Origin of the sequence: Robiginitalea aurantiaca, assembly GCF_030380815.1 — a bacterium.
GTDB lineage: Bacteria > Bacteroidota > Bacteroidia > Flavobacteriales > Flavobacteriaceae > Robiginitalea > Robiginitalea aurantiaca.
Window position 1 is genome coordinate 413,009 of sequence record NZ_JAUDUY010000001.1, and the last position, 21,810, is coordinate 434,818.

Here is a 21,810-nt window from a genome sequence, read left to right on the forward strand (position 1 = left end):
GAATAACGGCCTTAGGATACCATTAGTGACTTGGCCATTTTCTGGTCCCTGACACTGATTCTGTAAATGTATTTACCGGTTGCCAAATGCCTTGGAACCCGATCGCGTACATTAATATCCAGGCTGCCTCCCATGAGCATTTCGTTGTATAGCGTGGCGACCTTCTGTCCCAGGATGTTAAATAAGGTAACATCCACATGGGCTGAAAAGGGCATTTCAAGGTGAATGTGCGGATTGGACTCCGTAGGGTAAAATGGCATGTGAACAATTCCGTCTGCGGGATCTCCATCCGGGAGCGTTGGTAAAGGGTCGGGATCCGATCCTGAGGTGGGGGGTGTATGCGGTTGATCGTCATAAGCGATGTCCGGGAACTCCACGCCACTGCAATTGAACCCTAGATTGACCGGGGTATACGGGTGATCGAGTAAATGCTGTTCCACAAGCGGGATGGGAACGCACAGCCACTCTGCCAGTACCGTGGCGTAAAGGTCGCGAAAGTCCATGGTGTATTCCAGATTTCCGCGATTATTGGGACTATCAAGAGAAGGATGTTCGCCTACAAAGGCACTTCCCTGAAGACCGGAGCCAAAAAAGAGTGTAGGAGCTGCTTTCCCGTGATCTGTCCCGTTGGAGCCATTCTCAAAAATTCGCCTGCCGAATTCTGAAAAGGTCATACTCAGGACCTTGTCATCTTGCTGGGTAAAGGTCAGGTCTTCGTAAAAATTATTGATCGCGATTGAAAGGTTGGTCATCAGGCGTTCGTGTGCCAGGGGTTGGTTCCCGTGGGTATCGAAACCACCCATGGAAATCATATAGACTTTGGTTCCGAGGTTCCCTTTGATCAGCCTGGCCAGCAGGGCCAGTTGACGTGCAAAATTATTATCCTGGTATTCCACTTCGTTCTGCCCGCGCTCATATGCATCGTGGATGACCCCGGAGTATTCGTAAGTCGTATTGGCGACCCCTCTGAGGAAGCGAATTTGATCGCTGTACATACAATCTCCGAAGAGCTGTGGGTCCATACTATATTGTACCCCGGATTCGGCAATTTCTTCCAATTGATCAATATTGGAAGTCACAAAGGCATAGTTGGTTTCCTCCCCTTCAAAAACGAGGTTCCCGAAGTTGCCGATCTGTACCGCTGCAGGTGAAGCCGGAGGGTTAATGAGGTATTCCGGATAGATGTTTTCAAAATAGCGGCCCATCCATCCTGTATTCAACCCATTAAAACCCGTTGTTGTCAGATCTGTATTGGCGTAGATATCCGAACCGGTAAAGTGGGAGAGGCTCTGGTTTTCATATCCAACGCCGTGAACTGCCTTAAACTGCCCTTCACCCCAAAGGCTCTCAAGGGCCTGCATATAGGAGGGAATTCCGAATTCATCGGTCAGCTTGATAATTTTACTTTCCGGAATATAAATATTGGGACGTGCATTGGCATAACTGTCGTATTGCTCAATAGGTATAACCGTGCTCAGACCATCATTCCCGCCCGAGAGTCGGATGAGAATCAGGATCCCATCTCCTTCGGCATTGGCAATGGCTGAAGTCAATGGTGAAGGGGATGAGGCTGAGAGGATATTCCCTCCCAGCATCAAAGACCCCGATCCGGCAATTCCCAGGGCCTGCAGGAAAGAACGTCGACTCCAGAAGGTATGCTCCTGATCGTGATTTGCACGTTCTTTCGGCGGGATGGGATTATGAGGATTGCACATAGCAGTAGGTTTATTTTAACTGGAATTCAGGTTGACGGCTCAGATGCATCATGAGCAGAAATACTTGTTGTGGGGCTTCCATGCTTACGGCCAGCATCCACAGACTCAGGCCGCCATCGACGTAATCCGGACCGTAGTAATTCTCAGGGACATCCTCTATCTTAAATACAGACATGGCGTTCTCAAATTCCTGAGGGGTAAGCAGGCCCTTGGGCAAAAATTTGTCCACCAGGGCCCGTACCACGGTTTCGGGGTTACTTGTATTACTATTGGCCGCTCCCACTGCCTGCATGGCCAGGGCGCGAAATTGTTCCGGATTCTCCTGAAAGAAACCCTGGATCAGGACTTCACTGGTCAGCCAGCGTCCGATCATAAAATTTGTATTGATCCAGCTTCGGTTACGCTGCCATCCCGCCACGTCTATCGGGTCAAAGAGCTCCTGCCCCAGCAACCTTGAAGATTCACGGGCAAAGGACAGATTTGAATCTGTGCACGTAAAACCGGATTCATTGATGAAGTTTAAATAGAGATCAAAGGGGCTTTTGATGATCACCCCAACGGCATTGTCATCGAAAAAATGCTGACTCTTGAAGAGCTCGGACAATACAGGGGCTAGTTCAAAATTGTTCGATATAAAGGTTCCGGCCATTCCGGCAATAATGGTCTGTGCATTTCCAGCTGAATCATTGGAGTCCGGGTGCACGAAAAACTCATAGAGCTTTTGGCAAATAAACCGCGCGATTTCTTGAGGGCGCTCCTGAAACAGGATGTCGATTACATCGGCATACCCCCAGTTCCCGGTTTGTCCGAGAATGGTTTTGGGACCAGCATCAAAAGCAGTTACATCAAAGGTTACCGGAGTCCAGCGGACTTCCCCCCGCTCCGTATATCCGGAAAGGGCTTTTGCAGTTTCGATTACGTCTTCTTCAGTATACCCGTTTCCTTCACCAAGGGTAAAGAGTTCGTATAACTCCCTTGCGTAGTTCTCATTCGGATTGCGCCCGTTGTTAAACGCCCCATCGAGATAGTAGAGCATGGCATTTGTGAGTCCTATCTCACTTACAAATGTCTTAAAATTACCCAATGCATTCCGCTGCAGGCAATTGACGTATTCATATAAGAATGCCGGACTCTCGTAAACATCGATTTCGGTGACGAAATGGTTGGACCAGAAAAAACTCAGGCGATCCCTTAAATTATTGGTCATCAGGCCTCGGGTGTAATCCAGTCCGAGGACATCTATCTGTGTACGAATTACACCCCGCGCCAGATCACCGTCCGAAGGATAATTATCCCGGTTCCAGGTCGCCCAATCAGGGGCTGGTATGGGAGGAAGGTTCAGGGCCCGGTCAATAAGGGAATCAACAAGCTGATCAGCGGTTTGTCCCGAGGCCTGCTCGACAGTTTGGACTGAGGCTCCGAAACCGGCTCTTCTGTAGAGGTGCTGAACCCTCAACCGATCCAGGGGAGCGGAGTAAGGAGCCAGCGGAGCCGTATTACAATTCACGAAATACTCCATCGACATAGCAGGCTTAAGCAGGTTCTTAGTGTTAGGGGCTTCTTTTAAACGCCACCCATATGACGATAGTATTCCAACAGTGGGTTTTTCGATAAAAGGCGCGGCAAAGTTATGTGCATCGCTATGTTTTTGCGGTGAATAACAGTTTTTTTCGTTGAACTGCACTTTTTTCATAGTTAAGCAGTCTGTTTATATGAAAATGAAAGAAAATGAGCGGGCCGCGCACTACAGGCAGGGTATGGCTGGCGAAGAGGCTGCTGCGGCCTTTCTCACAGCGCAGGGATATCAGATCTGCTTCAGGAATTTTCGTTTTCGAAAGGCGGAAATCGACATCCTTGCCCTTAAAGGCGGAATTCTGGCAGTGGTCGAAGTGAAGACCCGTACCCATGGGTTTTACGAACCTCTTTCCCATACAGTTTCCCCCTTAAAAATAAAGCGACTGGTCAAAGCGGCCGATCATTTTGTACGTCAACGGGGCCTGGATGTGGAAGTCAGGTTCGATATCATTCAAATCTGGGGCGTGCAAGGGGGTTTTCGCCTGAAACACCTGGAGAATGCGTTCTATTATTTCTAAAATTGTTGTATCTGTAACTATTTGTTACATTTGAAGGAAAAGACATGAAAACAATTGCCGGTTTTGTGGCAGAATACGTCCAGCGTAAACCCTTTCTGCAATTCGCACTCGCTCAGGGAATTATCAATCTAACCGCGTTGTCGCGTCAAATTCAACCGGAGATCGAAGCACAGCTTAAAAGGGAGGTGCGTAACGGCGCCGTTGTAATGGCGCTTACCCGACTTTCGGATCAGTTAGAATTTCGGGCGACCTACCGGGTGCTCAAAGTTATGAAGGCCATTGGGGAGATCACAGTCCGCTCTTCCCTGACCGATTACACCTTTCGGGTTTCGGATACCATATTGCAGAACCAAATGCGATTGCTGGAGGCCATCGATTCCCACCAGGATGTTTTTTACACGTCTTCCCGGGGTGTGGATGAATTGAACATTGTACTCAGTAAGCGTCTTGGGGGGGTTGTTGAGGAGTATTTCAGGGAGGAAAGGTTGACTCAGAAAGTCGAGAATCTGTCTTCGATTACCGTAAAACTACCTCCCGAAAATGTTTCGGTCCCCGGAATTTATTACTTTATTTTCCAAAGACTCGCCTGGGAAGGTATTGTACTGTACGAAGTGATTTCAACAACAAACGAGTTTACAATCCTAATAGATGAAGATCAGGTAGAGCAGGCTTTTTCTGTCATCAAGAACCTTAAATCCCTGTAATTTGAGCGGAAATAAGAAAGGTCCGGGAAAAGGCCTTATCCTTTGATGTATCCTTCGAGTTCCATAATGGCAGGAGTATCTCCTACCTTACCCCCTGCCTCGATCACCGAATTCCCATAGACTCGAATCGTCGATTTAATAAAATCCGATGCGTCTGCTTCGTAGATGTTGTCCACATATTTCTGAGGATTCCTGTCGATATAAGGAAACCAGGTGCTGTGAATCTGAATCATGATCCGATGGCCTTTTTTAAAGGTGTGTAAAACGTCCTGAAGACGGAAATTCACATCGCTCACCTCTCCTGGCACAAAGGGTTCCGGGGTTTCAAAACTGTTGCGGAAACGCCCTCGGAAAACTTCAGAACGGACCAACTGCTGATACCCCCCCATGACAATATTATCCGGGTTGTGGTCATATTTAGGATGATCCTGTGGATAGACATCTATGAGCTTTACGATAAAATCTGCATCAGTACCGGTCATGGAAACTTTTAGTCTTGCCATGATTTCCCCTGCAATGGTTTCAGGATCTGCAAGCGGGGGAGTGACAAAGGTCAGTACGTCCGGCCTGCGGGAAGCCTGCCGCTGATCGTCACTCATAAAACGCCTGGGTGTAAAAGTGAGGCCCTCAGTCTGTGAGGTGTACGGAACGGGCTTGGCCGGGTCACTTATGTACTCAAAAACCGCTTTTTCATCCTGAGGCTTATTCAGGGCAAGGGTCCCGTTCGCTCCGAAATAAAGGGATACAGGAGGGATGGACTCCGGAGGCCATTGTTCAAAGCTCTTCCATTCCTTGGTGCCGGTGTCAAACATATAGGCTTCCGGCAGGGGTGTTTCATCTGTGCCTTTGAGGTGATGATTAAAGAAACGTCGCTCTACCTCTTTCTGATAATGGGTTGAAATACTATCGCCGAAATAAATGTGGTTATGCGTGGTTTTTCCGCGTTCCCTGGCCCATCCTCCATGGTCCCAGGGCCCCATAACGATTGTATTTTGAGCTTTTGGATTTTCAGATTCGATCCGTTTGTAGATGTTTAACGGCCCGTAGAGGTCCTCTGCGTCGAACCACCCTCCCACAGTAAGTACTGCATGGTCAATTCCTTTAAGATGCGGCAGGATGTTACGCTCCTGCCAGAATGCGTCATAGTTGGGATGTGCGATAATCTGATTCCAGAAAAAATTGTCCGAATGATAGGCTTCCGTAATGTTTTTCAGGGGCCCAAGACTCAGGTGGAAGTCGTAACCGTCCGCGGCAGGGTTATCATAAAACCGCTTGATTTTATCCATATACCAGGGTTTTCTGGTCCGCTCTTCTTTCTGATATCCAAAGACCGCAAAGGCGGCAGTATAACTCTGAAGATAGGCGCCCTGATGGTGAAAGTCATCGAAGAAAAAATCGGATATGGGGGCCTGGGGCGAGGAAGCCTTAAGCGCGGGATGCGCATCCGGAAGGGCAGCCGCTGTATAAAATCCAGGATATGAAATCCCGTACATGCCCACTTTGCCATTGTTGTTGGGGATGTTATTTATCAGCCATTCTATGGTGTCCCAGGTGTCTGAACTCTCATCGATATCCGTTTTATTCTCAGGGTCATTCCCGGGAATATTCGGCCGCATATTATCAAAAGTCCCATCGCTCATGTACCTGCCACGGACATCCTGGTAGACGAGGATGTAGCCGTCGCGCACCAGATAGGAGGAGGGGTATCTACTGACCTTATAATCTGTATAATTCGATGCGTTGTAACAGGTTCGGTTCATTAAAATGGGTACATCTTCATCTGTTTCTTTCGGGGTGTAGACCACAGTAAACAATTCGACCCCGTCCCGCATTGGGATGCGGTATTCATTCAGGTCAAAATTCTGCACCATGTAAAGGGAATCCACTTGTTGGGCATACCCGCCGGAGGTCAAAAATCCAAGGGCGAGTAATAGGTAGAAAAGTCGCATCATTATTTTTGGTTTCAAAGAAAATAAAGATAGGTAATTCGCCTCAATTGTCAGGAGGGGTCAGGCTTATAGGGATCCCGAAGTAGCGCCAATTTGTATGAGGAAAGGATTCGTATGCTTCAGGCCGTGGGTACTGCAGTTTCTGAAGAAAGGGGTTCCATGATATTTAGAGCCTCCTCAATTGAGTGAATACCGGTGGCCGAAAGGAGTAGCCGGAGTCCTTTCCGGGTTTGCTTTTCTTTTAAGCGGCCTTTCCCGGGATGCTGCTGAATGTATCCAAGGATTTTACCAAAGCGTTCGGTCTGATAAAACTCCGACTGCTGATCTGCGATAAAATACCCGATTAAGCTTCCTTTTTTCAGCACCAGTTTCTCGATCCCCAATTCGGCTGCCATCCACTTTAGACGAACCGAATCCAGTAAATCTGAAGCCTGCTCGGGAAGGTGTCCAAACCGATCCTGCAAGCGGGTCCGGAATGCCTCCAGGGCCTCGGGACCTGTAACCTCATTTAATTCGGTGTAGAGGCTTAAACGTTCCGAAACCGAATTGACAAAGTCATCCGGGAACAGCAATTCAAAGTCCGTATCGACCTGTACCTCTTTTACATAGGGCCCGCGCGCTTTGTTCTCATCCTGGTAGAGCTCTTTGAATTCTTCCTCCTTTAATTCATCGACGGCTTCCGCCAGGATTTTCTGATAGGTTTCGAATCCGATTTCGTTTATAAAACCACTTTGCTCACCTCCCAGTAGATCACCAGCGCCGCGAATTTCCAGATCTTTCATCGCAATGTTAAACCCGCTTCCCAACTCTGTAAACTGCTCCAGAGCTTCAATCCGCTTTCGCGCTTCAGGCGTCATCACTTCGTATGGGGGAGTAATGAAGTAACAAAACGCTTTTTTGTTGCTTCGGCCAACGCGTCCCCGCATTTGGTGAAGATCGCTCAGGCCAAAATTATTTGCATTATTGATGAGAATGGTATTGGCATTTGTCACATCCAGCCCGCTTTCGATAATGGTGGTTGCCACCAGGACGTCAAATCCCCCGTTCATAAAATTGAGCATGAGGGCTTCGAGTTTCCGCCCTTCCATCTGCCCGTGTCCAATGCCAATTTTTGCATCCGGAACCAGGCGCTGCAACATTCCGGCCACCTCCTTGATATTTTCGATTCGGTTATGAACGAAAAACACCTGGCCGCCCCTTTGCAGTTCATATGAAATCGCGTCGCGGATTGTGGGCTCATGAAGCCGTATTACCCGACTCTCAATGGGATAGCGATTGGGGGGTGGCGTGTTAATCACAGATAAATCGCGAGCTGCCATCAGACTGAATTGCAGTGTTCTTGGGATGGGTGTGGCCGTAAGGGTCAGTACATCTACATTTTCTTTGAGGGCTTTGAGTTTGTCTTTGACCCCAACTCCGAACTTTTGTTCTTCATCCACAATAAGCAAACCGAGATCTTTAATGGATACGGATTTACTGACGAGTTGGTGGGTGCCGATCACAATATCCAGGGACCCGCTTGAAAGTCCCTCGAGGACCTGCTTTCGCTCTTTGGCCGAGCGGAACCGGTTGAGGTAATCGACGCTGACCGGCATCTCCTTCAGGCGTTCGCTAAGGGTGCGGTAGTGCTGGAAGGCCAGAATAGTCGTTGGAACGAGAATGGCTACCTGTTTGCCATTGTCCACAGCCTTGAAAGCTGCACGGATGGCCACCTCTGTTTTTCCAAAGCCCACATCCCCGCAAACGAGGCGATCCATAGGCTGGGCACTTTCCATATCTTTTTTGATCGCCTCGGTGGCCGTACTCTGGTCCGGGGTGTCTTCATACAGAAATGAAGCCTCGAGTTCGTGCTGGAGGTAACTGTCGGGACCGTACTGAAAACCCTTTTTCAGACGGCGTTTGGCATAAACCTGAATCAGGTCAAAAGCAATTTTCTTAACCCTGCTTTTTGTCTTCTGTTTCAGTTTTTTCCATGCCGCCGAACCGAGTTTGTAAATCTTGGGTTTCGCGCCGTCCTTTCCATTGTATTTTGCGATTTTATGGAGGGAGTGAATGCTGACATAGAGGATATCGCGGTCACCGTAAATCAGTTTAATGGCCTCTTGTTGTTTGCCCTCCACTTCGATTTTTTGCAGCCCCCCAAAGGTCCCGATCCCGTGATCGATATGCGTGACGTAATCTCCGACCTCCAGTTTGTTGAGTTCTTTTAGCGTAATGGACTGTTTTTTAGCGTATCCATTTCGAAGGTGGAAGCGATGATAGCGTTCAAAGATTTGGTGGTCGGTATAGCAGCAAATTCCCAAGGTCTCGGACTCAAAGCCCTGATAGAGGGGATGAACAAGGGTGGTATAGGGTAAATCCTGGCCGATTTCATCAAAAATATCGTGGAAGCGGCGGGCCTGTTGCTCACTGGCACAAAAGATAAAGTTGCGCATCCCGCTCTCCCTGTTTTCCTGGAGTGCGGCCAGCAGCAGGTCGAAATGTTTGTTAAATGCAGGTTGCGGACGTGTCGGGATATCGATTGTTACGACGCCATCCTGAGTGTTCGTCTCAGTGCCCTCCAGGCTGATTTCACGAAATTTCCCTACGGTGTTTCGGAAGTTTTCCCCATCCAGAAAAAGCGCCTCCGGGCTGGCGTGTTCCAATACTCCGGGCAACTTTTCAAAGGCAGCTTCCGCCTTCTTAAAAAGCTGATCCAGGCGGCCATGACACAGGGCCGGATTCTTTAAAATGACAACGGTATTCCCGGAGATGTATTCCAGGAAACTCACCCTGGATTCATGAATTAATTTGTCGGTCACATTCGGGATGACCGAAATTTTCTTTACGCGTTCGGTAGATAATTGTGTCTCGACGTCAAAACTGCGGATGCTTTCAATTTCATCTCCAAAAAATTCCAAACGATACGGCTCATCATGGGAAAACGAAAAAACATCTAAAATCCCACCCCGAACCGAAAACTCCCCGGGTTCTGTCACAAAATCCACCCTTTTAAAGTGGTATTCAAAAAGGGTTTCATTCAGGAAATCCAAAGACAATGCGTCTCCGGTTGAAATCTTCAGTGTATTTTTCTCGAGTTCCTTTCGGGTGACCACCTTTTCAAAAAGGGCATCGGGGTAGGTTACAATCAGGGCAGGTTTTCTGCGGGAATTGATACGGCTCAGGACTTCTGCCCTCAAAAGGACATTGGCATTATCTGTCGCTTCGATATCATACGGACGGCGATAACTCCCGGGATAGAAGAGTACGGTTTCACGATCTAAAAGCCCTTCGAGGTCGTTGAGGTAATATGCGGCTTCCTCCTTGTCATTGAGCACCAGCAAAAAAGGCATTTCACATGCCTTGAAATGTTCTGAGATCAGAAATGAAAGCGCAGAGCCCGTAATGCCCTCAAGGCTGATTCTGGCCTGGGACGGGGCAAGGGATTCCTGCAATTTATCAAAGGCAGGATCTTTTTTAAAACGCTCACGGATATACTCCAGGCTCAAGGATGGTAAATTTTGTGCAAAAATACGAGGCAAATCTGGCTCGGACAAAAGATAGACCGCAATTCGCAGGATATAACCCCCCCGTATTGTGTTATGAATTCTTTAAAGAAGCTGCTTCAAGAGGGAAAATGGCATCCCCTGCCAGGGCATAAATGCGATCTCCTGACCGGATCTTCATCAGGTGACTGCCGGTGAAGGCCCCGAAAGCCGGAAGGATCAATTGCCGATTTCTGAAATGGAAGCACGGTACCCGAAGTGATTGTCTTCCTTCTCCTGTGAGACGGACGGCAGGATGGATGTGTCCTGCGATATTATACCCTTCAAAATCCTGGAGCGGATGATGTGTATAGGTAAAGGGCCCGGATTGGAGGGTAGCGCAAACCTGTATCCCTAATTTCTCGAAAGGGAGTGGCCCGAGTATGTCGTGGTTGCCCTCAATCAGAATCAGCCTGGTGCCGCAAGTCTTGACCCAGGCCGCAAAATCATCCCATTCCCGGTTTCTGTAGGAATGAAAAAGGTCTCCTAAAAAGGCGATGGATTCGGGCTGAAACTCATCGAGCAGGTCATCGAGGCGTTCGAAATTCCTGGCTGTTGCTTTAAGGGGAACTGCCGCCCCGTGTTTGCGGAAATGGCTGATTTTTCCAAGATGAAGATCGCTGACGAGAAGTTGATCCGCTGCTTCCCTGTACAAGGCGCCCCAAGGATGCAGGTGCAACGTTTCTCCCCCGAAGTCAACAGTTTGGGTCATGGGTTCAAAGGTACCAAATCCGATTTGTGATCAAAAGATTTTCATTGCCATCAGCGTGAGAGTTTCTGGGTCATTCGCCGGATTCGATCTGCCAGTTTTTCACTGGAGAGCTTTTCCCTCAGCCTGTCTGTAATGATCGGAAATGAAAATGGGGTGGGCTTTGTACAGGATTTCCATATGTGCTTCTGGGACTGTATGCGTTCCAGGGCCAACCGAAGACGCCCTTCTTCCAACTGATGTTCAAAGGTTTCCCGGAAGGCTTGTTGAAACAGAAGATTGTCAGGCTCGTAGTCCCTGAATACCTCAAACAATAACTGAGAGCTGCTTTGAAGGTGTTTGAGCTTTATGCCCTTTTTCGGATATCCGGAAAATACAAGTCCGCTGATCACGGCGATGTCCCTGAATTTACGACGGGCCATCTCAGTAGAATTCAGGCTCTTTTGCAGGTCGTCCATAAGGTATTCAGGTGAAAAAAGGTCATTGTCCAGAACCATTTGCATATCCAGTTCGCGGTCCGAAAGGAGTTCAAAGCCATAGTCGTTATAGGCAAGTGAAAAGGTGATCGGGGAAAGCAGGGAGATGCGGTAACTGAGCAAACTCGCCAGGGCTTCATGAACAAAGCGCCCTTCAAACGGATAGAAAATATGGTGATAGCCATCTGATGTCTTAAAGGTTTCAATCAAAAAGTCTTCAGGTCCCGGGACGATGCTTTCCTGACGCTGCCGGTCAAAAAGTTGTTTTAAGCTCCGGATTTCTTCGCTCTGATCACTGGCCGGAAGGGAGGCTGAATAAAGTTCCTGCCTCAGCAATTCTGACATCTGGGCAGAAAGTGTAAGTCGTCCTCCCATCCAACTGGGGACACGGGATGTTTTTTTATTGGATTTGCGAACCAGAACCTGCATTTCCCGAATCCGAAGGAACTCCAGGTTTCGGCCTGCAAAGGTAAAGACATCTCCACTCTGCAACTGTGATGCAAACCACTCTTCAACCGTACCGATATAACCCCCTTTCTGATACCTGACCGTAAGGTCCGCATCCCCTACGATAGTTCCGATCTGGAAGCGGTGCCTCATGGCGACACCCCGGTTGGTGACTTTAAAACGACCGTCCTCCAGCACTTCCACTTTTTTGTATTCATCGTATGTGTTGAGGCTTTGACTGCCCAGTACCAGAAATTTCAAAAGCCATTCCCACTGGTCCCTGGTCATGGCCTGATAGCAGAAGGTCCCCTGTACTTCCATAAAAATCTGTTCGGGGAAAAAGCCATCTGAAACGGCAAGGGTAGTGAGGTATTGAACCAGGACGTCGAAACTGTTCAGGTAAGGGATGCGGTCTTCAATCCCCTCTCCTTTGACGGTTTTCTTTAAGGCGGAAGCCTCAATAAGTTCAATGGCGTGGGTTGGGAGGAAGTAAATCAGGCTTTCTTCTCCGGGCCTGTGCCCGCTGCGGCCGGCACGTTGTAAAAAACGGGCTACTCCTTTCGGCCCGCCAATCTGAATGACCCTTTCCACAGGCGCAAAGTCTACGCCGAGGTCCAGGCTGGAAGTACAAACCACTGCCTTCAGGCGGTTGTTTCGAATGGCCTGTTCCACCCACAGACGGGTATCTTTATTTATGCTGCCGTGATGCATGGCAATTTCCCCGGCCAGTTCAGGGTAGCGTTCAAGCAGCTTCTGGAACCAAATTTCGCATTGACTCCGGGTGTTGGTAAAGATCAGTGTCGTCTGGCTGGACCTGAGCACTTCCATTACGGAGTCCAGTAAATGCAATCCCAGATGGCCCCTCCAGGGAAACGTATCCATAGTCTCGGGCAGAATGCTTCGGACTGTAATCCGCTTATTTAAATTCGCCCTGATAAGGATGGAATTTTCCAGTGCCTCGGATCCGGGTCCGAGCAATACTTCTCTTGCCTGTTCCAGATTTCCAATCGTGGCTGAAATCCCCCAGATTTTCATTCCCGGAGAAACGCCTTTCAGGCGGGACAGTGCCAGTTCCATTTGAACCCCCCTTTTGCTTCCCAGGAGTTCATGCCACTCATCGACCACAACCGCAAAGCACTTCCCGAAGATCCTGGCATATCCTTTTGAGGCCAATAAGAGTTGCAGGCTTTCGGGGGTGGTAATCAATAGATCCGGCATTTTTTTCCGTTGGCGGGCCCGTTCTGCCTGGGAGGTATCTCCTGTCCGGATCCCTACTGTAAAGGGAATTCCCAAATCGGAAATAATGCGCTCTGCAGATTGCCGGATTTCCTCGGACAGGGCGCGAAGGGGCGTAATCCATACGGCTTTGAGCCCGGAGGAACTCGAGCCCGGGCGCTCCTCCTCCTTCCGAAGGTACTCCAGTAAAATTGGAAACCAGAGTGCATAGGTTTTTCCACTGCCTGTCGGAGCGTTTAACAACCCGTTTTTATTGTTCAGAAAAGCACTCCAGGTCTGACGTTGGAAGGCAAAGGGAGTCCATCCCTGATTCCCGAACCAATCGGTAGCCTTTGAAATCCAAATGTCGTTTTTGCTCCGCTCCGCCATACTCAGGGTATCAACTGTTTAAGATCGGAAAGGGAATTGGCCTCCTCTGGAGATTTGTCTTTTCGCCAGCGCAGGATACGTGGAAACCGGGTTGCCACCCCGCTTTTATGACGCTTGGAATGGGCAATACCCTCAAAGGCGATTTCAAAGACATGGTGGGGGGTCACCGAGCGCACCGGACCAAACCGGTCCAGTGTGTTTTTTTTAATCCAGGCGTCCACTTGTCTCAGTTCTGCATCGGTGAGCCCGGAATACGCCTTGGCAAAGGTGACCAGTTCCTGTTCCCCCTTTTCATTTTCGTCCCAGAGGGCAAAGGTATAATCGGTGAAGAGATTACTCCGGCGTCCATGGCCCCGCATGGCGTAGGTGAGTACCGCGTCTATGGTGTAGGGGTCCATTTTCCATTTCCACCAGTCCCCCTTTTTGCGACCTGTCCGATACGCGGCATCCCTGCGTTTCAGCATAAGGCCCTCTGAGTGCTTTTCCCGCGATCGCTCCCGTTCCTGTCTTGCATCATCCCACGTGGATAGGGTCAACACCTCGGACTCGTCCAGGGGGTAGTCTTTACCGGTTGCGCGAAGCTGATCCAAAAGCAGTTTCAACTTTTCCCTTCGGTAGTCAAACGGCTTGCTTCGGATGTCCTGGCCCTGCCATTCAAGCAAATCATACGCCCTTAGGATTACCGGAATATCCTTCATGAGGCGGGGGCTTACCTTTTTGCGTCCCAGGCGTTTCTGTAGGTCCTTAAAACTACCCACGGTACCGTTGGGATAGGGCAGAAGCTCGCCATCCAGGACACTGCCATCCGGAAGTGCTTCGGTCAAAACCTGAAGTTCAGGGTACTGTTCGGTCACCAATTCTTCGCCACGACTCCACAGGAAAAGCATTTTATTTCTGACGATGAGCTGTGCCCGTATTCCATCCCATTTATGCTCCATAATCCAATCTGAGGGCGATCCCAGACTTTCCGGTTTATCTTCCAGCGGGTACGCCAGGTAAAAGGGAAAAGGTTTGGAGTGCTGTTCTTCCTGTTGAGGTTCGAGTACCAGCTGTTTAAAGGAGATGCGGGCCGGATCCCAGTTCCCCATCAGGCGATATGCCAGTAATTCCTCGTCGATCCCAGTAGCCTGTGAAAGGGATCTGGTCATCAACTTCTGGCTGATCCCGATTCGGAAACCTCCGGTGAAGAGTTTGGTAAATACAAATCGCTGATAGTATGTCATCCCCGGCCAGTGCTGCAAGACATAGGCTTTCTTTTCGGCTTCTGAATACTGCTTTAAGGCAGGAAAATGACCCAGACAGGCGCTGATTGAAAGGGGAGGGTTATGGGTGGCAGTTTCCGAAGGAACGATCAGGGCTATGGTTTCGGCAAGGTCCCCCACAATATGATAACTCTCCTCAAAAAGCCAGTCGGGAATCCCGGCCAGCTCTGCAGCCCAATCCCGGAGCAGGCTCGTATTGACAGGGCGTGGCGGTCTGCGGTGTGAGAGAATGGCAATCGTCCAGACCTTATCTGAATCCGGAGCCGTGCGGAAATACTCGGCCAGGGCGGCGACTTTCGCATTGGTTCGGGTATTGGTATCGAGTTGTCTGACAAGATTTGCAAAAGCCTCCATACTCGATCTTTTATTCGGACTTTGCTAATTCTGCTACTTCCCCCTCGTATTGGGTAGCTTCGGTTCTGGCATCAAACCCTTTTTCCCTGAGATAACGCGCAAAAATCTCTGTATATCCATGGGTGCAAATTACGCGTTCCGCCCCTGTTGCCCGGATGCTTTTAAGCAGCCCGGACCAGTCGCAATGATCGCTCAATACAAAACCCCGGTCAACTGCCCGGCGCCTGCGGGCACCCCTAAAGGCCATCCATCCGCTGGCAGAAGCTGTTTCATAAGGCGTCATTTTTCGCAGCCATGTACTTCCATGCGCACTAGGGGGTGCAAGCACCAAATTCCCCTGAAGGTCTTTTTTGGTTGTCTTCCTTGTGATAAGGCGGGTTGGGGGCAGGGTTTTGATCTGCCGGACAACCCCGGTCATGTTTTCGATGGCCCCATGGGTAAAAACAGTGCCAATGCTTTGATCCAGGTGTGCAAGCAGGCGTTGTGCCTTACCCAGGGAATACGCAAAAAGGACAGCCGTCCTTCCTGCGGACCGGACCTCGTTCCACCAGGTGTTTATACTTTCCATTACAGCAGCCTGAGGCTCCCAGGAGAATGCAGGAAGCCCGAAGGTGCACTCGGTGATAAACGTATGGCACCGTATGGGTTCAAAAGGCGTCGAAAGCCCGTCGTCTTCAGTTTTATAGTCTCCTGAAAAAACCCAGACCTCTCCCTGGTATTCCACCCGAATCTGGGAGGCACCTACGATGTGTCCGGAAGGATGAAAGCTAAACCGGACCCCTCTTATGTGTATGGGTTCATCCCATTCGACACCCTTTGCGTTCAGGGCTCCAAGGCGATGGGTGATTATTGGGATATTCCGTTTATGGGTGATATACTGCCCATGGCCCGGACGGCTGTGGTCTGAGTGGCCATGCGAGATCAGGGCTTTTTTGACCGGTTTCCAGGGATCCAGATAAACATCCGCTGCGGCACAGTAGATTCCCCGATCCGTGAATTCTAATAACGGTTTCCTCATAGCAGCCCGAAGTTACGTATTATTCACTATATCGGGGTGCTGGAGCGAAGATCAGAAGATGCTACAATAGATGTGTTTGCCTCTGGTTTAGGTACCGAAAAAAGGTATATTTGTTTTAAAATATTCCTATGCCAATTATAGACCTATATAAAAATAGTGAGAGCCGAAGAAACCTTGCACACTTTGCGGCAATGGCTTCCCTTGCAGCTGTAGACGGAGAGATTAACCCGGAAGAAAAGGCTATTCTTGATCGGTTTGCGGACAAATTAAGCATTACTGATGCGGAGTACAAGGAGGTGATGAAGAAAGAGAATAAGTACCCGATCGAAAGCCCTTTGGATATGGAAGAGCGCCTGAAACGCCTTCACGATTTCTTCACGATTATTTTCGCGGATAACGATATCGAAGGGGATCAGATAGGAATGGTTGAGCGTTATGCCATAGGGTTGGGATTCCCGTCGAATAAAGTCAGTGAACTTGTGGAAAAATCCACGAATATTTTCAGGGGTCGGATCCCTTTTGAAGATTATCTGTACCTGATGGAAAAGTAGTTATTGTCCGGCTGCCATAAATTCCTCCGCCTTCTCTACCATTAAACGACTCCCGCAGAAAAAGGGTACCCGCTGATGAAGTTCTGTAGGCTGGATCTCCATAATCCTGCCAAAACCATCAGAGGCCTTTCCATTTGCCTGCTCGGCCAGAAAAGCCATGGGGTTGCACTCGTAGAGCAAACGGAGTTTCCCCTCAGAATTGACACTGCTTTTAGGATACATATAAATCCCTCCTTTGATCATGTTCCGGTGGAAATCGGAAACCAGCGACCCGATATACCTTGAGGTGTAGGGCCGATCCCCTTCTTCCATCTGGCAGTATTTAATATAGTCTTTTACACCCTGGGGGAAATGGATGTAATTCCCTTCATTCACCGAATAAATGTTCCCGGACTCCGGAAACTGCATGTCCGGATTCGATAAGTAAAAGGTGCCGATGGCCGGATTCAGCGTAAACCCGTTAACACCGTGACCTGTTGTATAGACCAGCATCGTGGAGGTTCCATATACGATATACCCGGCCGCTACCTGATTGATTCCCGGTTGCAGAAAGTCCTCAAGGGTTACCGGACTGCCAATGGGTGTGACCCTTCTGTAAATTGAGAAAATAGTCCCAACCGATACATTCACATCGATATTGGATGAACCATCAAGCGGATCTATCAGGACAACATATTTGTTCTGATGCTGATTGTCCAGACTGTTGATAGCGATAAAATCATCTTCTTCCTCAGAGGCAATCCCACAGACTATTTCCCGGTTTTTTAGCGTTTGTATAAAACGTTCATTGGCCAGTACATCCAGTTTTTGTTGATTTTCACCCTGAATATTGGTGTCGCCGGCAGCGCCGAGAATGTCGATTAACCCCGCCTTGTTTACCTCGTGGTTGACTACTTTTGCAGCCAGACGAATGGCGTTGATGAGTTTTGAAAGTTCTCCGGAGGAAAATTTAAATTCGCTCTGATTCTCGATAATAAACTCACCGAGGGTTTTTTTCTTTTGCTGCATTGGCTAAGGATGGGTTTTAATCACCACAAATATCGCTTAATTTGTGAAACTAGAACGTTTTCGTTACCGTCAGAACGGACAGATTTAGGACTTATTGTTTTATTTGCAAGCTATGAATGAATTTACAATACGACCGGCCCGGCCGGAAGATATGGGGGCTGTTTTGGAATTGATCCGGGAACTGGCTGTCTTTGAAAGGGAACCCCATGCCGTTGAGATCAGTAAAGCAGACCTGGAACGGGATGGTTTCGGGCCAACACCCCGATTTCAATGTTTTGTAGGGGAGGACCAGGGAAAGATACTGGCCATGGCCCTGTGTTATCCAAGATATTCAACCTGGAAGGGCTTGGTCATTCACCTTGAGGATCTGATCGTCACAGAATCGGCCCGCGGCCGGGGACTGGGTGGTGCATTACTCACAGAGGTGATTCGATACGCTCGGGACAATGGAGCCAGACGTGCCAGTTGGGAAGTACTCGACTGGAATGATCCTGCCATCGACTTCTACAAAGCTAGAGGCGGAAGGATACTCACGGATTGGAACCTGGTACAACTCGATACCCGGGGGATTGATACTTATTTAGAACAATATGCGGATTTATAAATTTGGCGGGGCCTCCGTAAAGGATGCTGAAGGTGTCCGGAACCTGGCCCGGGTACTTCAGGCGACCGGAACAGACAAAACATTCCTAGTCGTCTCGGCCATGGGTAAAATGACCAATGCCATGGAAGCTGTTGTGGACGCATATTTTGATGAGAAGGATGCCGTTACCGCTGCACTTGAGTCCGTAGAGGCATTCCACCTTGAGATTCTTCGGGAATTGTTTCCTTCAGAAAGCCACCCCGTCTATCTTAAGCTCAAAGCGCTTTTTAATGAAGTCCGGGGCTTTCTCGCCTGGAATAAGTCGCCGAAATACGCCTTTGTCTACGATCAGGTAGTGGGGTATGGAGAATTGCTTTCCACCCTGATTATCAGTGAATACCTGAACCAGGAAGGGATCGCGAATTCCCTTCTGGATATCCGCCGCTATATAAAGACGGATGCCAATTACCGCGATGTCAGTGTAGACTGGAAAAAAACGCAGGAGGCCATATCAGGACTGGCCGGATCCAGGGAACTGTATGTAACTCAGGGTTTCCTGGGCAGTGATGAGAATAATTTCACCACGACCCTCGGCCGGGAGGGATCCGATTACACGGCTGCAATAATTGCTTATTGCCTCAATGCGGAATCCGTGACGATCTGGAAGGATGTCCCCGGGGTTTTAAATGCGGACCCCCGCTATTTTAAGGAAACCCGATTGCTAAACCGCATTTCGTACCGGGAGGCCATAGAACTCGCTTTTTACGGGGCAACGGTCATACACCCCAAAACGCTTCAGCCTTTGCAGCGCAAGGAAATCCCATTGCATGTGAAATCCTTTATAAAGCCATCAGATCCGGGAACCCAGGTCGGTAAGGGAATGGCAATAGAACCCAGGACGCCATGCTTTATCCTTAAAAAGGACCAGGTGTTGATGAAGCTCTCATCCCTTGATTTTTCATTCATAGTTGAGGATAATATCAGTGAGATCTTTAAACTCCTCCACGATTATAAAATGAAGGTAGACCTGATCCAAAATTCGGCCATTAGCTTTTCGGTGTGTTTTGACAACAGGTTTGGCCGGCTCCCTGAATTGCTTCAACACCTCAAGGGGAAATACCGCGTAAAACACCAGGAAGGAGTATCCCTTTATACCATAAGGCATTTTGACACCCGGGCGATCGAGTCCATTTTAAACGGGGGTGATGTATTGCTGGAACAGCGAGGTAAGGAAACTGTACAATATGTGATAAAATCCTGATTCCGGGAGGTTCTTTTTTTATCTTTAACGATTCAATCCCATAGTGTATGAGCCTGGTTACTGCTAAAGAAGTGGCGCGTGCTGTTCAGCTGGATCGTTATGGTCCCTTGGGGACCGCAATGGGGTGGACTCTTATGAAGCTTACCCGGATGAGTAGCATCAACAGGGTCTATTCAAAATATAAGCATCTTCCCGGGCCTGAGTTTCTCGATGCGATTCTGGAGTATTACGAGATTGATTTTGAGATTCCTGAGGAGGATTTTAAGCGCCTTCCAAAGGAGGGAGCCTTTATCACCATAAGCAACCATCCCTTAGGCGGGATTGACGGGATCCTGCTTTTAAAACTCCTCCTCTCCAAAAGGGACGACTACAAGATCATTGCTAATTTCCTCTTACAGCGCATTGAGCCTTTGAGCCCGTTCATCCTCCCGGTGAATCCCTTTGAAAACCATAAGGACGTAAAGAGCTCTGTCATGGGTTTCAAAAAGGCGATGGAACACCTGGCTAATGGGCATCCGCTTGGAATATTCCCTGCCGGAGAGGTTTCCACTTACAGAGATGGCAAGCTCATCGTGGACAAACCCTGGGAAGAAGCTGCTGTAAAGCTTATCCGAAAGGCAGGTGTGCCCGTAGTTCCGATCTATTTTCACGCCCGAAACAGCCGATTATTCTATCACCTTTCCCGTTTCAATGAACTCTTCAGGACGGCAAAATTGCCGTCAGAACTGGCTACCCAGCACAACAGGAGCATTAAGGTCAGAATCGGACAACCTATATCCCCTGAAGTACAACAGGAACAGGAAACCCTGGAGGATTTTGCCGAACTCTTAAGGCGAAAAACCTATATTTTGGCCAACGCTTACGAGAAGGAACGGCTCATAGACCAATTGCCCTCAACAATAAAGATTCCAAAGGCGCCACGCAAAATCGCTTCTGCTGTGCGAACTGAGGTTATAGAAGGAGAGATCGAAAAGCTTAGGGAAAAGGAATGCCGTTTGTTGCAGAGTAAGAACTATGAGGTTTTCCTGGCCCAGAAAAAGGACATGCCCTTTATCCTTCAGGAAATTGGAAGGCAGCGGGAGGTGACCTTTCGCGCCATAGGCGAGGGCACCAACAAATCGGTGGATCTGGACCGATACGACGAGTATTATCACCATCTGTTCCTTTGGGATGACACCGACAAGCAGATCGTGGGGGCTTACCGTATGGGGATGGGATCGGAAATATTCCGAAAATACGGTATCGACGGGTTTTACCTTCAGGAGCTCTTTCGCCTGGAGCCGGAATTGTATCCGATGATGCAGCGTTCTATCGAAATGGGCCGTGCGTATATCGTTTCGGAATACCAGCAACGCCCCATGCCCTTATTCCTGCTATGGAAAGGGATTGTGCATACCACCCTTAGGTTTCCTGAACACGAATACCTGATTGGGGGGGTGAGTATCAGCAACCAGTTTTCGAATTTTTCGAAATCTCTTATGATTGAGTTTATGAAGTCGCATTACTGGGATCCCTATGTAGCACAATATATCCGGCCTAAAAAAGAATTCAAGGTAAAACTCAACGATGCCGACAAAGAGTTTGTTTTTGATGAAACAAAAGCTGACCTGAATAAATTTGATAAGCTTATCGATGAAGTCGAGCCCGGGTCTCTCCGACTTCCGGTGCTCATCAAAAAGTACATCAAGCAAAATGCCCGGGTTGTGGCTTTTAACGTAGACCCCCTCTTTAACAATGCAGTCGATGGCCTGATGTACATAAAGATATCCGACCTTCCTGAAAGCACTGTAAAACCTGTGATGGAAGAGTTTCAGTCTGAATTGGAGCGGAAACTGAATGAGGGAAATTCAAGCTCCTGACCACCCCTGGTTTGCCAAACTTAAAACCAGGGTTTTCTGCCTACCTGATAGGTATTGTAAAAATCCTCGTCAGATTTTGTGAGATAGATAATGCCTTCTACCAGGCCTACCAGACAGGTAGCCCAAATCAGAAAAACACCGATTCCAACACAACTGAGAACCATCCCTATTATAGAAATGACCAGCATGATAACTCCTTCTTTCTGATAGCCGAGGATAAATTTATGGATACCTGCCCACCCCAGAACAATGGCTAAAACACCTGCCAGTATTTTCTTGTTTTCCCCCTCGGTGACAGATTTAAGACCTTCGTTGAATTCTTCAGCCGTTTTTTTGGCTTCTTCTTTGAAATCACCTGCAGTTTCTTTGGTTTCCTCCCTGAATTCTTTTGCTTTCTCTTTTGCTTTTTCGCCGAATTCCTTGGCTTTCTCTTTCGCTTCTTCCCTCAGTTCCTCAGTCTCCTCGGCAAACTCTTTGGCCTTTTCCTTGGCTTTTTCGGCAATTTTACGGGCTTTTTCTTTTGCTTCTTTACTCAGTTTAGCGGCCTCCTTGCCGGTTTCATCGGCAAATTCACCTGCTTTTTCCGAGGCTTTGTCAAAGGCGTCCTCTGCCTTGTCGCCCAAATTATTTTTGTCTTCAGCCATAGTAGTTTTTCCTTAGTTGCGTATCCCCTACAAGTTAGAAAAATTAAG

Annotated in this window: 16 protein-coding genes; 6 read left to right on the plus strand and 10 right to left on the minus strand. The window is 48.6% G+C overall.

Going from position 1 to position 21,810, the window contains the following annotated elements:
* Positions 1–11: 11 nt before the first annotated feature.
* Positions 12–1,715, minus strand: a complete 1,704-nt coding sequence (locus tag QU605_RS01800) for a DUF1501 domain-containing protein (protein ID WP_289723547.1) — start codon at positions 1,713–1,715, stop codon at positions 12–14.
* Between the two features lie 10 nt (positions 1,716–1,725).
* Positions 1,726–3,408, minus strand: a complete 1,683-nt coding sequence (locus QU605_RS01805) for a DUF1800 domain-containing protein (protein ID WP_353655866.1) — start codon at positions 3,406–3,408, stop codon at positions 1,726–1,728.
* A gap of 19 nt (positions 3,409–3,427) precedes the next feature.
* Between QU605_RS01805 and QU605_RS01810 the strand changes: the two genes are divergently transcribed.
* Together QU605_RS01810 and QU605_RS01815 are read left to right on the plus strand one after the other, a co-directional pair.
* On the plus strand, positions 3,428–3,808 hold the full coding sequence (locus QU605_RS01810) for a YraN family protein (RefSeq protein WP_289723548.1): 381 nt from the start codon (positions 3,428–3,430) through the stop codon (positions 3,806–3,808).
* A gap of 44 nt (positions 3,809–3,852) precedes the next feature.
* Positions 3,853–4,512, plus strand: coding sequence for an aspartate kinase (locus tag QU605_RS01815; protein WP_289723549.1), 660 nt, complete (start codon positions 3,853–3,855; stop codon positions 4,510–4,512).
* Between the two features lie 35 nt (positions 4,513–4,547).
* On the opposite strand, the gene QU605_RS01820 is transcribed toward QU605_RS01815, so the two are convergent.
* The 6 genes from QU605_RS01820 to QU605_RS01845 form a co-directional block, all read right to left on the minus strand.
* Entirely contained in the window at positions 4,548–6,464 is a 1,917-nt protein-coding gene (locus QU605_RS01820) for a CocE/NonD family hydrolase (RefSeq protein WP_434967909.1), read from the minus strand.
* 116 nt (positions 6,465–6,580) lie between these two features.
* Complete coding sequence (gene mfd / locus QU605_RS01825) at positions 6,581–9,949, minus strand: transcription-repair coupling factor (protein ID WP_289723550.1); 3,369 nt, start codon at positions 9,947–9,949, stop codon at positions 6,581–6,583.
* A gap of 91 nt (positions 9,950–10,040) precedes the next feature.
* Positions 10,041–10,697: a ligase-associated DNA damage response endonuclease PdeM gene (gene pdeM / locus QU605_RS01830; protein WP_289723551.1), complete on the minus strand. Its 657-nt coding sequence runs from the start codon at positions 10,695–10,697 to the stop codon at positions 10,041–10,043.
* A gap of 50 nt (positions 10,698–10,747) precedes the next feature.
* Positions 10,748–13,222, minus strand: coding sequence for a ligase-associated DNA damage response DEXH box helicase (locus QU605_RS01835; RefSeq protein WP_289723552.1), 2,475 nt, complete (start codon positions 13,220–13,222; stop codon positions 10,748–10,750).
* A 2-nt stretch (positions 13,223–13,224) separates the two neighbouring features.
* Entirely contained in the window at positions 13,225–14,838 is a 1,614-nt protein-coding gene (locus QU605_RS01840) for an ATP-dependent DNA ligase (RefSeq protein ID WP_289723553.1), read from the minus strand.
* Positions 14,839–14,848: 10 nt separating this feature from the next.
* The gene (locus tag QU605_RS01845; RefSeq protein WP_289723554.1) at positions 14,849–15,856 is read right to left on the minus strand and encodes a ligase-associated DNA damage response exonuclease; all 1,008 of its coding nucleotides are present in this window, start codon (positions 15,854–15,856) and stop codon (positions 14,849–14,851) included.
* Between the two features lie 128 nt (positions 15,857–15,984).
* On the opposite strand from QU605_RS01845, the gene QU605_RS01850 reads away from it, so the two are divergent.
* A complete protein-coding gene (locus tag QU605_RS01850; protein WP_289723555.1) occupies positions 15,985–16,407 on the plus strand; it encodes a tellurite resistance TerB family protein in 423 nt (140 codons plus the stop codon).
* Here the strand turns inward: QU605_RS01850 and fbp are convergent, their stop codons facing one another.
* Positions 16,408–17,415: a class 1 fructose-bisphosphatase gene (gene fbp / locus QU605_RS01855; RefSeq protein ID WP_289723556.1), complete on the minus strand. Its 1,008-nt coding sequence runs from the start codon at positions 17,413–17,415 to the stop codon at positions 16,408–16,410.
* Between the two features lie 112 nt (positions 17,416–17,527).
* On the opposite strand from fbp, the gene QU605_RS01860 reads away from it, so the two are divergent.
* Genes QU605_RS01860 through QU605_RS01870 form a run of 3 tightly spaced genes read left to right on the plus strand, consistent with a single transcriptional unit; the run spans position 17,528 to position 21,118 of the window.
* Entirely contained in the window at positions 17,528–18,019 is a 492-nt protein-coding gene (locus tag QU605_RS01860) for a GNAT family N-acetyltransferase (protein WP_289723557.1), read from the plus strand.
* Entirely contained in the window at positions 18,006–19,259 is a 1,254-nt protein-coding gene (locus tag QU605_RS01865; RefSeq protein ID WP_289723558.1) for an aspartate kinase, read from the plus strand. The genes QU605_RS01860 and QU605_RS01865 overlap by 14 nt, the downstream gene beginning before the upstream one ends.
* Positions 19,260–19,306: 47 nt before the next feature.
* Positions 19,307–21,118, plus strand: coding sequence for a GNAT family N-acyltransferase (locus tag QU605_RS01870; RefSeq protein ID WP_289723559.1), 1,812 nt, complete (start codon positions 19,307–19,309; stop codon positions 21,116–21,118).
* Between the two features lie 20 nt (positions 21,119–21,138).
* Here the strand turns inward: QU605_RS01870 and QU605_RS01875 are convergent, their stop codons facing one another.
* On the minus strand, positions 21,139–21,762 hold the full coding sequence (locus QU605_RS01875; protein ID WP_353655867.1) for a TM2 domain-containing protein: 624 nt from the start codon (positions 21,760–21,762) through the stop codon (positions 21,139–21,141).
* Positions 21,763–21,810: the final 48 nt, after the last annotated feature.

Excerpts from the sequence above, each read along its gene's own strand:
- QU605_RS01800 (WP_289723547.1), bottom strand. The coding sequence starts at position 1,715 with ATGTGCAATCCTCATAATCCCATCCCGCCGAAAGAACGTGCAAATCAC.
- QU605_RS01805 (WP_353655866.1), bottom strand. The coding sequence starts at position 3,408 with ATGAAAAAAGTGCAGTTCAACGAAAAAAACTGTTATTCACCGCAAAAA.
- QU605_RS01810 (WP_289723548.1), top strand. The coding sequence starts at position 3,428 with ATGAAAATGAAAGAAAATGAGCGGGCCGCGCACTACAGGCAGGGTATG.
- QU605_RS01815 (WP_289723549.1), top strand. The coding sequence starts at position 3,853 with ATGAAAACAATTGCCGGTTTTGTGGCAGAATACGTCCAGCGTAAACCC.
- QU605_RS01820 (WP_434967909.1), bottom strand. The coding sequence starts at position 6,464 with ATGATGCGACTTTTCTACCTATTACTCGCCCTTGGATTTTTGACCTCC.
- pdeM (WP_289723551.1), bottom strand. The coding sequence starts at position 10,697 with ATGACCCAAACTGTTGACTTCGGGGGAGAAACGTTGCACCTGCATCCT.
- QU605_RS01835 (WP_289723552.1), bottom strand. The coding sequence starts at position 13,222 with ATGGCGGAGCGGAGCAAAAACGACATTTGGATTTCAAAGGCTACCGAT.
- QU605_RS01840 (WP_289723553.1), bottom strand. The coding sequence starts at position 14,838 with ATGGAGGCTTTTGCAAATCTTGTCAGACAACTCGATACCAATACCCGA.
- QU605_RS01845 (WP_289723554.1), bottom strand. The coding sequence starts at position 15,856 with ATGAGGAAACCGTTATTAGAATTCACGGATCGGGGAATCTACTGTGCC.
- QU605_RS01850 (WP_289723555.1), top strand. The coding sequence starts at position 15,985 with ATGCCAATTATAGACCTATATAAAAATAGTGAGAGCCGAAGAAACCTT.
- fbp (WP_289723556.1), bottom strand. The coding sequence starts at position 17,415 with ATGCAGCAAAAGAAAAAAACCCTCGGTGAGTTTATTATCGAGAATCAG.
- QU605_RS01860 (WP_289723557.1), top strand. The coding sequence starts at position 17,528 with ATGAATGAATTTACAATACGACCGGCCCGGCCGGAAGATATGGGGGCT.
- QU605_RS01865 (WP_289723558.1), top strand. The coding sequence starts at position 18,006 with ATGCGGATTTATAAATTTGGCGGGGCCTCCGTAAAGGATGCTGAAGGT.
- QU605_RS01870 (WP_289723559.1), top strand. The coding sequence starts at position 19,307 with ATGAGCCTGGTTACTGCTAAAGAAGTGGCGCGTGCTGTTCAGCTGGAT.
- QU605_RS01875 (WP_353655867.1), bottom strand. The coding sequence starts at position 21,762 with ATGGCTGAAGACAAAAATAATTTGGGCGACAAGGCAGAGGACGCCTTT.